This is a genomic window from Devosia submarina (assembly GCF_003056345.1).
Lineage (GTDB): Bacteria > Pseudomonadota > Alphaproteobacteria > Rhizobiales > Devosiaceae > Devosia > Devosia submarina.
On record NZ_PYWB01000007.1, the window covers coordinates 21,624 to 34,909 of the forward strand.

At 59.8% G+C, this 13,286-nt stretch carries 16 protein-coding genes and 2 pseudogenes; 7 read left to right on the forward strand and 11 right to left on the reverse strand.

Annotation, left to right across the window (positions count from 1 at the left end; genetic code table 11):
* The first annotated feature begins 3 nt into the window (after window positions 1–3).
* From DDE77_RS11345 to DDE77_RS11370, 6 genes are read left to right on the forward strand one after another with little or no spacing between them, the layout of a single operon-like run.
* The gene (locus DDE77_RS11345; protein ID WP_245895185.1) at window positions 4–408 is read left to right on the forward strand and encodes an HNH endonuclease; all 405 of its coding nucleotides are present in this window, start codon (window positions 4–6) and stop codon (window positions 406–408) included.
* A complete protein-coding gene (locus DDE77_RS11350; RefSeq protein WP_108397596.1) occupies window positions 395–622 on the forward strand; it encodes a hypothetical protein in 228 nt (75 codons plus the stop codon). The genes DDE77_RS11345 and DDE77_RS11350 overlap by 14 nt, the downstream gene beginning before the upstream one ends.
* On the forward strand, window positions 619–1,017 hold the full coding sequence (locus DDE77_RS11355; RefSeq protein ID WP_108397597.1) for a hypothetical protein: 399 nt from the start codon (window positions 619–621) through the stop codon (window positions 1,015–1,017). The genes DDE77_RS11350 and DDE77_RS11355 overlap by 4 nt, the downstream gene beginning before the upstream one ends.
* Complete coding sequence (locus DDE77_RS11360; protein WP_108397598.1) at window positions 1,014–1,343, forward strand: DUF4326 domain-containing protein; 330 nt, start codon at window positions 1,014–1,016, stop codon at window positions 1,341–1,343. Before DDE77_RS11355 ends, DDE77_RS11360 begins: the two co-directional genes overlap by 4 nt.
* Window positions 1,336–1,602 (forward strand): hypothetical protein, encoded by a 267-nt coding sequence (locus DDE77_RS11365; protein ID WP_108397599.1) that lies wholly within the window; start codon window positions 1,336–1,338, stop codon window positions 1,600–1,602. The genes DDE77_RS11360 and DDE77_RS11365 overlap by 8 nt, the downstream gene beginning before the upstream one ends.
* The gene (locus tag DDE77_RS11370; protein ID WP_157959795.1) at window positions 1,574–2,677 is read left to right on the forward strand and encodes a site-specific integrase; all 1,104 of its coding nucleotides are present in this window, start codon (window positions 1,574–1,576) and stop codon (window positions 2,675–2,677) included. The genes DDE77_RS11365 and DDE77_RS11370 overlap by 29 nt, the downstream gene beginning before the upstream one ends.
* A 252-nt stretch (window positions 2,678–2,929) precedes the next feature.
* Here DDE77_RS11370 and DDE77_RS11375 read toward each other — a convergent pair whose 3' ends face one another.
* The 4 genes and pseudogenes from DDE77_RS11375 to DDE77_RS11390 all read right to left on the reverse strand — a co-directional run bounded on the left by DDE77_RS11375 (window position 2,930) and on the right by DDE77_RS11390 (window position 5,224).
* Entirely contained in the window at window positions 2,930–3,541 is a 612-nt protein-coding gene (locus DDE77_RS11375; protein WP_108397601.1) for a class I SAM-dependent methyltransferase, read from the reverse strand.
* 68 nt (window positions 3,542–3,609) lie between these two features.
* The gene (locus tag DDE77_RS11380; protein ID WP_108397602.1) at window positions 3,610–4,206 is read right to left on the reverse strand and encodes an IMPACT family protein; all 597 of its coding nucleotides are present in this window, start codon (window positions 4,204–4,206) and stop codon (window positions 3,610–3,612) included.
* A gap of 198 nt (window positions 4,207–4,404) precedes the next feature.
* Window positions 4,405–4,883 (reverse strand): annotated as a pseudogene (locus DDE77_RS11385) (SRPBCC domain-containing protein).
* A gap of 17 nt (window positions 4,884–4,900) precedes the next feature.
* Window positions 4,901–5,224: an ArsR/SmtB family transcription factor gene (locus tag DDE77_RS11390; RefSeq protein WP_108397603.1), complete on the reverse strand. Its 324-nt coding sequence runs from the start codon at window positions 5,222–5,224 to the stop codon at window positions 4,901–4,903.
* A 107-nt stretch (window positions 5,225–5,331) separates the two neighbouring features.
* Between DDE77_RS11390 and DDE77_RS20145 the strand changes: the two are divergent.
* A pseudogene (locus DDE77_RS20145) lies at window positions 5,332–5,972 on the forward strand (dihydrofolate reductase family protein).
* 185 nt (window positions 5,973–6,157) lie between these two features.
* Here the strand turns inward: DDE77_RS20145 and DDE77_RS11400 are convergent.
* From DDE77_RS11400 to DDE77_RS11425, 7 genes are all read right to left on the reverse strand, one after another.
* Window positions 6,158–7,777: a globin-coupled sensor protein gene (locus DDE77_RS11400; protein ID WP_108397604.1), complete on the reverse strand. Its 1,620-nt coding sequence runs from the start codon at window positions 7,775–7,777 to the stop codon at window positions 6,158–6,160.
* A 60-nt stretch (window positions 7,778–7,837) separates the two neighbouring features.
* On the reverse strand, window positions 7,838–8,074 hold the full coding sequence (locus DDE77_RS19475) for a hypothetical protein (protein WP_157959796.1): 237 nt from the start codon (window positions 8,072–8,074) through the stop codon (window positions 7,838–7,840).
* A gap of 20 nt (window positions 8,075–8,094) precedes the next feature.
* Complete coding sequence (locus DDE77_RS11405) at window positions 8,095–8,640, reverse strand: ShlB/FhaC/HecB family protein (protein WP_108397605.1); 546 nt, start codon at window positions 8,638–8,640, stop codon at window positions 8,095–8,097.
* A gap of 70 nt (window positions 8,641–8,710) precedes the next feature.
* Window positions 8,711–9,688 carry an ABC transporter permease gene (locus DDE77_RS11410; RefSeq protein WP_170116510.1) on the reverse strand — a complete coding sequence of 326 codons (978 nt, stop codon included), beginning with the start codon at window positions 9,686–9,688 and terminating at the stop codon, window positions 8,711–8,713.
* Entirely contained in the window at window positions 9,685–10,686 is a 1,002-nt protein-coding gene (locus tag DDE77_RS11415; RefSeq protein WP_108397606.1) for an ABC transporter permease, read from the reverse strand. Before DDE77_RS11415 ends, DDE77_RS11410 begins: the two co-directional genes overlap by 4 nt.
* Complete coding sequence (locus DDE77_RS11420) at window positions 10,683–12,218, reverse strand: sugar ABC transporter ATP-binding protein (protein WP_170116511.1); 1,536 nt, start codon at window positions 12,216–12,218, stop codon at window positions 10,683–10,685. The genes DDE77_RS11415 and DDE77_RS11420 overlap by 4 nt, the downstream gene beginning before the upstream one ends.
* 63 nt (window positions 12,219–12,281) lie before the next feature.
* The gene (locus DDE77_RS11425) at window positions 12,282–13,265 is read right to left on the reverse strand and encodes an ABC transporter substrate-binding protein (RefSeq protein WP_108397608.1); all 984 of its coding nucleotides are present in this window, start codon (window positions 13,263–13,265) and stop codon (window positions 12,282–12,284) included.
* Between the last annotated feature and the right edge of the window lie 21 nt (window positions 13,266–13,286).

Here is a 13,286-nt window from a genome sequence, read left to right on the forward strand (position 1 = left end):
GCAGTGCCGGAGTGGATCGGCAAAACACCGGATAGCAAAATACCGGATCGAGTGAAGCTCCGCGTCCGCGAGCGAGAGAAGGACATTTGCTACCTCTCCGGCCGGAAGATCACCACCAGCGACCAGGTCGACTATGACCACCGCATCGCGCTTATCAATTGGACCGGCGAAGGGCACGGCAACCGAGAGAGCAACATCTTCCCGGTCATTCGAGACAAGCACCGCGAAAAGACAAGGCAGGACGTGGCTGAGAAGGCCAAGAGCGCTGCTGTTCGCAAGAAGCATCTCGGCATCAGGCCAGAACCAACAATGCGCTCTGCTGGCTTTCCGCCGCGGCAGAAGCAGCGCTCCGCCACCAGACCAATCGACAAGTGGTCACTCTTAGGAGGATCTAATGGCAACGCGTGATGATCCACCGCTGACAACAGATCAGCTGGAGGTCTTGGCCAAGCGCGGCAGCAACGTGCGCGATCGTGCCTGGATGATCCGATCCATGGCGCAAGAGATCCTGCGCCGGCGCCAGTGGGATGCTCCTCCACAACAATTCACAATCACCCCTGCCGAGCAGCGAATGATCGAAGCACTTCGCGCCATGCAGGACGAACGGAAGGACGCAGCATGATCGCTACCGCCGGCACCATCAAGCCAATGTCTAACCCCGACAACATCAGCGAGTTGGCGGAGCGGATAGCTCGTGAACAATGGTGGCCGCATCACGAGAGCCATTCCAGAGACATTGCCTTGGCCGACCTGGATAGCGGCAGCGTTGGTGAGATTACCATCGAGTTCGAAGATGTGGTGAACATAGTCCGCGCTGCGCTCACGGACGACATCATCACCTCCCTGCAAGCTCGCCTACTAGAAGCGGAGAAGGCTCTGGGTGCTGCCGCGATCTACTATGAGCGGTACTGTCAGGACGAAGCGGACGATGTTGAGAACTGCGTCTGCGGACAACAGCAGCATGAAGATGCAATCGCTTTCCGAGCCGCTGCCAGCAAGATCAGGGGGGAAGGATGAGCAAACCCCTTCGCGTGCAACTCTCCCGCCGCAAAGGCTGGCGCATGCCAGAGAACACCGTAAGCGTTGGCCGACCAGGCATGTGGGGCAACCCGTTTGCAGTTGGCGCGCCGGGCCCACTAGGTCGCACCGCACATGATCGCGGCGGCGCAGTCGGATTCTTCCGGCAGATGATGGAAGATCCGGAGCTTCTGGCTGCTGCCGGATATCCCGCAGACCTATCGCCACTCCGCGGCAAGAACCTGGCTTGCTGGTGCAGCCTTGATGGTCCGTGCCATGCAGACGTGTTGCTGGAACTCGCGAACAAGGGTTTCGCAGATGGCTAAACTTGCAGCCTCTGCCCTGCCCGACTGGCCTGCCGCAATGAACCAGCAGATGGCGGCTGCCTACTGCGGGATTTCGGTCGATACCTTCTCGGCTGTCTGCCCGGTTATCCCCATAGTTATCACCAGCTCAAACGCCGGCAAGCGCTACCTCAGAGTGCGGCTAGACGAATGGCTGCTGTCCCTAGACAATCCCCGCCCGCAGCGTCGGCTCGGTGTGGGAGAAAGACTGCGTGCCCAAAGTGAAGCTCAAAGGGCTTAACATTCGCCGGAACAGCGTCGGCAAGTGGTATGTGTCGCTCCGATCCACAGGGCAGCTCCTGTTATCCGCCAAGTGTGAACGCGACGAGCTCGACCGCATCATGGCCGAGCCGAAGTTCCTTCATGCCTACGCGACCGCAGAGCGGAAGCGCCGAAAGGTCCATGAGGCTGGAACGATTGGCGCTTTGGTAGAGCGCTATAAGCTCAGCCGCCGCTGGCAGAACCTGGCTGAACGCACCCAGTCGGATTACGACAAGGTATTGCTCTATTTAGACCCGATCTTTGACGACAATGCTGGCGAATATGAAACTGCCGATGTCGTGGAAGCTCGAGATGCCGCCGCCACAGCAAAGGGCGACAAGTTCTCAGACTTTGTTCTGGCCGTTTTGTCAGCCGTGTTCAGTGAAGCTGTGGAATCTGGATTGCTCAAGACCAACCCTGCACTAGGGGTCCGGAGGCTCTACAAGGCAGATGCTGACGCTAACAGACGTTGGAGCGGCAAGGAGTGGGAAACGGCCTACAGCCTTGCCCCTGCCCATCTGCGGGCAGTTCTGGCCATAGCCAAAGGCTGCGGATTGCGTGGCCAGGACATAGCTGTGCTGACATGGGAGAACTACTGCGACGATCCCGACATGGGAAAGGTGCTGGCATTCGTCCCGCGCAAGAACGGCGATAAGGTGGGGGAGATTACCATCGGCGTGCCGGCCGATCTGAGAGCGCTGCTCGATCAGATGAAGGCGGGTGACGGTGTGGTGCAGCCGGCGAGCAATGCGCCTATCTGCCGGAACAGCCTGGGCAGGAAATACCCAAGCGAGAACGCCATGCGGAAAGCCTGGCAGGACTTCAAGGCGTCCCAGCCCTTCAAAGCCGCCCTGCCCTCATCCAGCGATTTGACGCTGCACGGGCTGCGCGTGACATTCAGCAGTGAGCTCCGCGAGCAAGGCTTCAGCGACCGTGAAGTGGCCGACATGCTGGGCGATCTGTCGGAAGGCATGGGCAAGCGCTATTCACGCGGCGCAGAGATGCGAAAGACCAGCGTTCGGGTGCACAAAAAGCGTGTGCAAAACGCCTCGTAACGCACCCGGTTTGAGCGCATCTGACAGGTGGTGTGTGCAAGAAAATTGTTGATTGGCGGGCATGGCAGTGGATTTGCAATCCGCTGCGTCACCACTCCGCCACGTGGCCTCACAGAGGAAGTACCTATTGGAGGACCATGCCTTATGCAAGAGGCATGCTAATGGAGAATGCGCTTTCTGAAATTCGCCGGTGCCTTACCAAAGTGATTCCCCAAATCGGTTCACGACTCGCGCTGGGCCGACGCTCAGCGGCTACTTCTCGAATGCCAAGTGGGTCCAGGTTACGCCTTGAGCCCTGTTTCGTTGCTGCACCGATTGAGCGTGCAGTTCAAGGATGCAGCGAAGGCCTTCCTTTGCGGCCAATTCGGAAGTCTCTTTGGAGGTCACCGGGAACATGCGCCGGCCGTCTGGAACTGGCCCATGCCTGAGCGACATGATGATGCGTCCACTTTCACGCAAGAGCGCGCAAACTCGCGCCATACCACGCCTTCGCTCTCCTTCGTCGAGGTGCATCCAAACAGCTGAAAGCAGGACCAGATCGAACGTTCCCACGCGAGGCATAAGTGTTCCAAGACTAGGCAGCGCGTCGGTGACCCACTCGATATTGGGCGATGGATGAAGTTGCCGACCTGACTCGCGTAGGGCAGCGACCGGCTCAACAGCCACAACCTTGTGACCCAGCGCAGCAAGGCCAGCAGCATCCACCCCTATGCCTGCGCCAATATCGATGATCAGCGAAGGAAGCTGCGGAAAAAGCTGCAGCACCTGCTTGGGTCGATCGGTGAAAGACAGTTGCTGCCACCAGGCGACAAGCTCAACTGCATGCTCGTCATACCCTTCCGTCCCAGCCACTTCAGCGTTCATTTGGCAGCCTCAAAGGTTGAGTCCAATTGCAACCGTCAATCAACCCTGCCTTGAGAGGGGGCGTTGCCTTAGTCGTCGAGTTCCAGATAGGCTCGTCCGCCCGTTAGGTCCCTGATCAAGTCGCCTATCGTTTCAACCTTGGACATTGGCATGGTGATGGACCAGCGCGATCCTGTTTCGTGAAATTCAGGACTATGGAGCGTGACGCCGGAAATCGACCCGATCCGAGATTGGAGGACTGCTAGGTCCCCGAATGAGCAGCCCAGCCGTCCCGAAGCCATGGCGACCAGTTCGCGTTTTTGAGCGGAGCTCAGAGCCATCGCTGCCGTACCGCCATAAGCGCGAACCAAGCCCCCACTTCCTAAGAGGACGCCGCCGAACCAGCGTGTCACCACCACAATGATCCTGTCCAACCCATGACCATCAATGGCCTGCAGAATGGGCTTGCCAGCTGTGCCACTTGGCTCCCCGTCGTCGCTAAACCGATAGCTCTGCCCAATGCGCCAGGCCCAGCAATTGTGACTGGCCGACGGGTCGACGTGTTCGGCCAAAAATGCCTTGGCCGCTTCCTCGTCCTCCACCGCCCCGGCAAACGCAACGAAACGGCTCTTCTTGACCTCCTGCCGCGCCTCCGCAGTGTCGATGAGAGAGTAAAGTTGGCTCATGAGAGGGAATTTATTGCAAGGAGTGTCGCTGTTCCATTGTTGCTCATTATCTCAGAGCGAGTCTTGGCTGAAGACCTGCGTTCTCCCAGTTTTCCCGCTCCGTAATCAAGACAACCTTGAGGCAGGCTAGGAACGATTGAAGAAGCGTCCTGCAGCGCGCTGGACGCTGATCCTAAGCGCAAATAGAACAGTCTTCCGTTAGGCCAACCATCTCTCCAGCCCGCCTAACGTCTGCAGCCCATATTCCACTGCACCAAAGGTCACCACGGCTTGCCGCCGTTCGCGGCTGGGGTGTAGCTGACGCATGGTCAGCACGGTCTTGCCATCACCCTGCTCATCAAAGGTCACCACCATGTAGAAGCGGTTGGGATCGCCGTCCTCCCCGCCATAGTCGATAATTATTCGCTCATTGGCAACGATCTGGATGAACCGCATCACGCTGGAAAAACGCTGCTGCTTGCCCTCGAACACGCCCACCATGTCGAAGCGCCAGAACCCGCCCTCGCGGATATCGGCCTCATGGCTCTCGATGCTCAGCCCCTCCGGACCTACCATTGAGATAGCGCTGCCGGGTCCATCCATGCGGCAAAAACCCTGGCGCGCGGGTGGTTCAGCACCTTCACCAAAACGATCTCGCGGTCCATAGACCAGGTTTCGAGCAAGTCCTCGAACGTCATCGTCATCAGCGTTCCTCTTACGTCCGGTCGAGGTACTTTTCCAGCCGATCGAGCCGCTCTGCCGCGAGCCGGCGTTCATTTTCCATCCAGTCAGCGGCCGCGTCGAACCGTTCCGGTAGGAGCCGGCACCACCGGGTCCGCCCGCGCTTCTCGCTGGCAATCAGCCCGCAATCTTCCAGCACCTTGAGGTGCTGCGAAAACGAAGGCAAGGCCATATCAAACGGCTCCGCCAACGCACTGACCGACAACTCACCCTCGCGCAGTCGCGACACCACAGCGCGCCGCGTAGGATCGCTCAGAGCGTGGAAGGCCAGGTCCAGCGGGCTCAAATGGTGAGGCATGCTCAAAGCCTAGCGCCGACCTCCCGTATGGTCAACCATGAAAAGGCACTTGCCTTACTAACGCCACCTCGATAGTAAGGTAACTGACTTATCGAAGCGGAGCTGCCATGGTTGTTCGTGTCGATCTGCTGATTTCTCTGGATGGCTTCGCCACCACCACCGACATCACCCCTGAAAGGCCCTTCGGCAACGATTGGGGGCGTCTGACTGCTTCCTATGTCGCTACCCGCACCTTTCGCGAGCGCGTCTTCCATGACAATTCAGGTGCCGGCACCACCGGCGTCGATGACGCCTATGCACGTGCCTATTTCGAGAATATCGGTGCTGAGATCATGGGCGCTGGCAAGTTCGGCCTTCACAACTTTCCCAACGATCCGAACTGGAAGGGCTGGTGGGGCGACGAGCCGCCATTCCACTGCCCAGTCTTCGTCTTGACCCACCGCGAGCGCCCCACGCTTACTGTTTCCGACACCACCTTCCACTTCATCGACACCGATATCGAGGACGCCCTCGCGCGCGCCGAAGCGGCTGCGGCGCCAAGGATGTCCGCATCGGCGGAGGCCCAACCGTGGTGCGCGCTTATCTTGAGGCCGACCTTGTTGATCACCTGCATGTGGCCATCGCCCCCATTATCCTCGGCAGCGGCGTTCGCCTGTGGGATAACCAGCGCGGTCTCGAAAGCCGTCTGCCATCGGTCAAGTCCGAAACTGCCGAAAGCGGCACTATCCACCTGACCTTCGCCCGCTGAGGTCACTGGCGGTGGAGCCCCACTGTCTCAGCACCCAATTACTTGGTCAGGCCTCGTTTATCACAGGCACCGAGTCGTTCTTGAAGGTAGCGCGGCGCAAATCTCATACTGAGGTCGGGACGAAAACCGGCAGCTTTCCGCCCCCACTGCCAAGACTACCTCCAGCGATCGGCAGCCGTCGGCGATCAATTACTACGGGCTACGTGGCTTAAACGGGGTCGTTGTGTGGCCCCGGTCTGTAGCAGCGGCGTTTCGTCCTGCAATTGCATCTGCAGTTTAGCGAGCCGGGTCTCCACTCCGGTCTGGAATACCTCGATGATCTGATCGAGTTCGGCAGCCTGCGCTTCGGTCTGCTCTATGGCAGCATTAGTCTCTTCCACCAGAGCCGCGTTATGCTGAGTCATTTCGTCCATCTGCTTGATGGCTGTGGCGAGTTCATCGAGCGAGGAAGCTTGCTCCTGATTGGCAGCGGCGATGGAGTTGATCAGTTCCGAGCTTTCCCGAGCACTGCTCAGAATGTCGAGCAGTTTCTCGGACGCTTGCCCAACAAGGCGCGAGCCCGACCTGACCTCTGTGGCGCTGGTTTCGACCAGTTGCTTGACTTCGGCCGATGCAGCGGCTGCCGATTGGGCGAGACGCCGCACTTCCACGGCAACGACGGCAAACCCCTTGCCTGCATCGCCGGCCCGCGCCGCCTCCACCGAAGCATTGAGCGCCAGCAAATTGGTCTGGAAGGCAATGTCGTCGATCAGGCCGATGATGTTGGAGATCTTGCCCGAGCTGGCTTCGATAGCATCCATTGCGCCATTCGCCTGTTCCATCACCGCCCCGCCTTCGGTCGCGTTGCTCGACACGGCTTGCGCCGTGCGGCTGGCGATCGCCGCGCGACGGGCATTATCCTGCACGGCACCGCTGAGCTGCTCAACGGCAGCGGAGGTCTGCTCGATGGTTGCCGCCTGGCGTGTGGTTCGCTCGGAAAGATCATTAGCGCCAGCCAGGATTTCCCCCGTTGCGGTCTTCAGCGAGCGCGAAGTATGCTGCAGTTGCTGAATGATGTCGGCCAGCCGGTCGGCCACCGCATTGGTATCTTGCTTGATCTGCTCGAATTCGGGCGAGAACTCGGCCGTCACTCTCGCGGTAAGATCCCCTTGCGCCAGCCGCGTCAGCACGTCGCCGGTGTGTCGCACTGCATGGTCAATGCGCATGCGCGATGCCTCTTCGTCCGCCTTGGCCTCTTCGGTTAGCTTGGCAAAGTATGCGCTAACGGCGATATCAACGTCGAGCAGCATCGACTTGAGCACATCGGCCAGAGTTTGACCCATGACCTCGGCATCCGCCAGAACATCCTCGGCGCTTGGCTGTTTGCTGCGCCCGAAACGGCCAGGCTGGGGCGCCAGCGCTTCTGCCATCATCTCTTGGACGAGACCGCGGACAAGTGTCCCTACGACGAGGCCATAGCCTCCAATATGCCAGCGCGGTTCCAGTCCGATCTGCGCATGCCGGAGACCGACACGCGCGCTGGCCTCGAAATACTGGTCATCTAGCTGCCCACTGGCGATCGCCGTCCAGTGCGCCACTTGCTTGAACTTGGCACGGTCCATCTGGCCTTTGCCGTCGAAGAAGCGAGCCGTTTCCGGCGTCGCCGCAACCTTCTCGTAGAAGGTGTCCAGCGCCGTGGCAATATAGTGCTGGATGTGTCCAGTGACAGCACAGAGGCGCTGCTGGGCGGCCTCGTCAAGTCCGATAAAATCAAGGCGCGATTGCAGCGCCTCTTTGGCAGCGAAGGAGGCAGTCTGGGATGACATAGTGGGTGAGCCTTACCAGCCGCCAATTTTCGACCGGATTGGATGTATCAATGTAGATACTTAGTCTGCCCTATTCCTGGTTAACCACCAGTAAAAATGGAGCAAGCCTGTGCCGGTCTGGCGGGCGTAAACGACGGCGGATTGTTGGGCGGGAACGGCATTGGCCAAGAGCGGGAAGCCTACCGAGATGTCTCCTCGCACCCGGTTGTTCCAGGTGTAGTTGAGACCGACGCCTGCCGACGTCAGCGAAGTCTCGGCAGGGAATTGGGAATAAACCCTGCCGTGGTCAAGAAACACGAAACCTTCCAGCCCCTCGACTACCAGATCGAAGCTACGGCGGAGCTCGCGGTTGAGGTAGTAGCCCGCATCGCCTGATGCCGCGCTTTAGGGGTAACCGGCACGGTGGACGGACCGCCGATCTGAAACAAATCGCTGCCCGGCAGCAATTGCTGTGAAGCGATCTGTCCCGCACCGCGCAGACTGATCAGATAGCTTTCGGCAAAGCGGAGCGAGGCGGCGCCGGAAAGCTGGTACAAGGTATAGTCGATGTTCTGGCCAACCACATTGAGGTCGGCATCGACAAAGGAAATTGTGGGCGACAGGGTCGCGTTGAAATCGCCGCCGAAGTAATTGGCGTTGAGTCCGATCGTCACCTTACGATTGGAGCCGTCTGTGACTACTACCCCGGCTTGCTGCGTCTGCGATGTGCCTCGGGACAGTGCGAAATTGCCCAGCAGCAGGAATGCCCCTTGGTTGATCAGCGGATGGGACAGGTTGGCTGCATAGACCTCGGCACTGCCGGTGACATCGAGATTGACGAACGGCCCGTCCACGATGCGGATGCCCGAGCGGCTATAGCTCACCCCCGCCCGCGTTCCCCGGAGCCTGTGGATCCTTCACTTGGAGCACCGGTGTCCCAAACGGTTCGACTTTTTATGACGTCACATGCTTGGCTTCCTTGGACATCAGCCTTGCCTGGATAATAACGACAACTAGGAGGAAACCGCCACGGATCACAGATTGCCAGTAGGCGGAAAGCGAGATCCAGCCCATGCCGTTCTCGAAGTTCAGCATGTTGAACAGAATACCCAGCAGAAGCACGCCTGCCAGGGTTGTGCCGACCGACCCCATGCCGCCGGTCAGCAGAGTGCCGCCCACCACCACCGCAGCAATGGCGAACAATTCCCAACCAACGCCCTCGATGGGTTGACCGGCACCAAATTGGGCGGCCAGGATGACGCCGGCGAGACCTGCCAGACTACCGCTTGCCAGATAGGTCAGGAACTTGATGCGCTCGGTGCGCAGGCCCATCATGTTGGTGGCATCCTCATTGCCGCCGATTGCCAGCACCGTGCGCCCGGCGCTGGTGAAGTTGAGGATCACCGATCCTGCAACATAGGCCAGCGCCGCGATGACGGCTGGGATCGGCAGGATCCAGATATTGCCCTGCCCCAGGTTCATGAAGCCAGTTTCATAAGAGATCGATACGGACTGATTATTGGCCAGCAGCAGCGCCGCCCCACTTGCCGCCAGCATGGTGGCAAGCGTGGCAATAAACGGCATGATATTGAGCCGGGTTACCAGCGTGCCGTTGACTGTGCCGACAAGCAGGCCGGCACCCACGCCGCCCACAATGCCCGGAATGATGCCATAGTGACTGCCAAGCGCCGCAGCGACACTTCCCAGGGCCGCAGTTGAACCGACAGACAGGTCGATGCCGCCAGTCATGATGACAAAGCACATCCCGAGCGCGACCAGCGCGAACATAGAATTATAGCGCAGCACGCTCATGACGTTGAACATGCCCAGGAAATTTTCGTAGCGCCACCAGCCGAAGGCGACCAACAGCACAAGCGCAACCACGACGCCATAGGTGCCTAGAAGTACACGCATGTCGACCCTGCGCTTCATCGCACCCTCCCCTGCTGCTGCAGCCAGACGGCTCCTGCGATAATCGCCGCCTGCACCATCAGCGCTGCCCCTTCGGGCAAACCGTTGGACAAAAGCGTATAGCGCACAAGCTGAATAGTGAGCGCGCCGATCAGCGTACCAATGATGGTCGCCTTGCCGCCAACCAGCAAGGTTCCTCCGACGGCCACAGCCGCAATGGCATCAAGCTCCATGCCCAGGCCAACCAGATTTGCGTCGCTTGCGGAGTTGATGGCGATCACCACCAGCCCGGCGACGCCAGCACAAAACCCGCTTATGCCGTAGACGGTGAGCTTAATCCGATCCACAGGAATGCCAGCGAGCCCGGCCGCCTTTTCGTTGCCGCCGGTGGCAAGGATCTGCCTGCCGAGGACCGTGCGCCGCAGGATCCAGGCCGCAACGACGATCATGACGACCATGATCATCACCTGAACCGGTATGCCGAACGGCCGGCCAAGGCCAATCCACTGAAACTCAGGGACGCGGAAAACCTGAAGATTGCCGTTGGTCAGCACCTGCGCGATGCCACGACCGGCGATAAACAGCACCAACGTGGCGATGATGGGCTGAATGCGCATCTTGGCCACAAGCCAGCCGTTGAAAAGCCCAAGCAGCGTTGCTGCCAAAAGTGCAACAGCGATGGCGAGCGTAACGGACACGCCGATATTGCCCACCGGGAAGATTGTGCCCAGAAAGATCAGGGGAGCCAACGCCCCCGAGATGGCCATGATCGAGCCTACGGAGAGATCGATACCGCCGGTGCCGATCACCATAGTCATGCCGATGGCGACGATCACGATGGTGCAGACCTGCGTCAGGTTGACGTTGAGCGTCTGCAGCGTTGCGAAGTTGCGCGTGAAGATAAGGTTGAAAACAATCAGCAGCGCCAGCGCGACCAGAGTGCCGTAGCGCGCCAGGAAATCGAGCGGATCAAAGAAGCGCGCCGTCTTGGCCGATGCGGGGGAAAGAGTTTCGCTCATGAGGCCACCTGTTCGATCTGATGGGAGTGGCCGTGGGCCATCGCATCGAGCACGCCTGCTTCGGTGATTGCCTCCCCGTCCAGTTCGGCCACTGTACGGCCCTCGCGCAACACAAAGACGCGGTCGGCACCTTCCACGATCTCTTCAAGCTCCGAAGAGATCATGAGCACTGCCAAGCCTTGGTCCGCCAAGCTGCGGATCAGCCGCTGGATTTCACCTTTTGCACCCACGTCGATGCCACGGGTCGGTTCATCAAGGATCAGCAGGCGCGGATGGGTGGCGAGCCATCGTGCCAGCAGCACCTTTTGCTGGTTACCACCTGACAATTCACGAATCTTCTGCCCCGGACCAGAGCATTTAATGCCAAGCTGCTTGATGAAGCTTTCTACGAGTTCACGCTGCTGACGTTCCGAGATTATGCCCCGGCGGCTGATGCGCGGGAAAAGGGCCAATGTTAGGTTTTCGGCAACGCTGAGCTCGGGCACTATGCCTTCGAGTTTGCGATCCTCGGTGACAAAGCCAAGACCGGCTCCAATTGCGTCCTTCGGGCTCTTGGGATCATAGGCTTGCCCCTCCATCCTTATTGAGCCGGCTTGCGCCCGGTCTATGCCGAACAGCACACGTGCAGTTTCGGTCCGGCCCGCCCCAAGCAGGCCGGCGAAGCCGACGATCTCCCCTCGCTTAACCGCAAAGGAAACGTCGCGGACAGCGTGTCCAGCGGCAAGGTTTTGCGCCTGCAACACGATTTCGCCCGCGCTCCGTTGCCGTTCCGCGAAGGCAGTGGCATGGCCATCGCTGCGTCCCACGTCACGTCCTAGCATGGCGGAGACCAGGTCAAGCTTGTCGATCTTGTCCATGTCAGCAACGCGCACGGTCTTGCCGTCGCGCATGATGGTGACCCGATCGCAGACCTCGTAGAGTTCGTCGAGCTTGTGGCTGACGAAGATCACCGATACGCCATCGGCCTTGAGCTGCCGGATTACACGGAAAAGCACTGCCACCTCCTTGTCATCCAGCGAGGAAGTAGGCTCGTCCATGATGACGAGGCGCGCCGAGAAACCGATGGCACGGGCGATGGCCACCATCTGCTGGGTGGCGGTGTTGAAGTCCATCAGCGGTCGGCGCACGTCGATGCGGATGCCGAAGGTGGACAGGAGGCGCTCGGCCTCCCGATGCATGGCGTTCCAGTCGAGAAGACCGAAGCGACGCTGTTCCCGTCCCAGGCAGATGTTCTCCGTGACTGAGCGGAGCGGCACCAGGTTGATTTCTTGGTAGATTGTGCTGATACCGCTGGCCTGAGCCTGGTGCGGCGAATGCACCTCAAAGGGCTCTCCGGCAAAGGTCACGGTCCCGCCATCGCGGCGATGGTAGCCGGTCAGCACCTTGATCATGGTAGATTTGCCGGCGCCGTTCTGGCCGATCAGCGCATGCACTTCCCCGGGCAAAATTTCGAGTGAAGCGCCCGAAAGCGCCGGAATGCCGGCAAAGCGCTTTTCCACGCGGCTCATCGACAACAATGGGGTATCTGCCATGCCTCTGCCTTCACTTTGGCGCATCCGCCCGCCGAATGGCGGGCAGATGCTGCGTGGATGGTCCTAGTAGGCGGTGTCTATGAGGTCCGCAGCGTTCTCCGGTGTATAGATCTCGTCCGGGTTGATGATCACCGGCGGGATTTCCTCGCCTGCGGCATAGGCCACGGCGGTGTCGAAGGCCTTGGGTCCGAAGCGGGGGTTGCACTCCACTACGGCCTCGATCTTGCCGTCAATCACGAGTTGTACCGCTTCACGGCCGCCATCGATGGAGAACACCAGGCAATCGTCCCGGCCCGCCGTCCGGCCAGCAGCCTCAAGAGCCGCAATGGCGCCGATCGCCATTTCGTCGTTGTGGGCATAGATCACGTTCGCGTCGGGATGCGCCTGCAGCAGCGTTTCAGCAACCTGCCGGCCTCGGTCTCGCGCGAAGTCGCCCGACTGGGAGGCAACGACTTGATAATCGGAATGATTGGCGAGGAATTCCTCGAACCCACGCTTGCGGTCATTGGCAGGAGAGGATCCGGTTGTGCCCTCCAGCTGGATGATGGTCTTCTTGTCCCCACCCATGCCCACCAGATACTCGGCAATCCGCCGGCCTTCTTCAACGAAGTCCGAGCCAATAAAGGTGATGTAGTCCTCGCCAGGCTGAGCAAGGCTCTGATCGACATTGCGGTCGAGCAGGATCACCGGTATGCCGGCGCCCTTGGCTGCCATGATTGCGGGGATGAGCGGCTTTTCTTCGCGGGGGGCGAGGAAGATGAGGTCGACGCCCTGCGCGATCATGGAATTGACGTCAGCGACCTGCTTGGCGGCCGACCCGGCGGCGTCGGTATAGACCAGCTGCCAGCCCCGTGCCGCCGCCTCATCCTGCATGGACTTGGTTTGAGCCAAACGCCAGGGATTGTTGCTTTCAGTCTGAGCGAAACCGACTTTGTAGGTTTCCTTCTGTTCCAGCGGCGGCGGCGCGGCAAAGGCACGCGAAGCCAGAATCGAAGCCGCGGCACTGGCGGCAGAGGCAATAAGCAGACTGCGACGGGTTATTTTCATTGAATGGTTCCTCCCAAACTC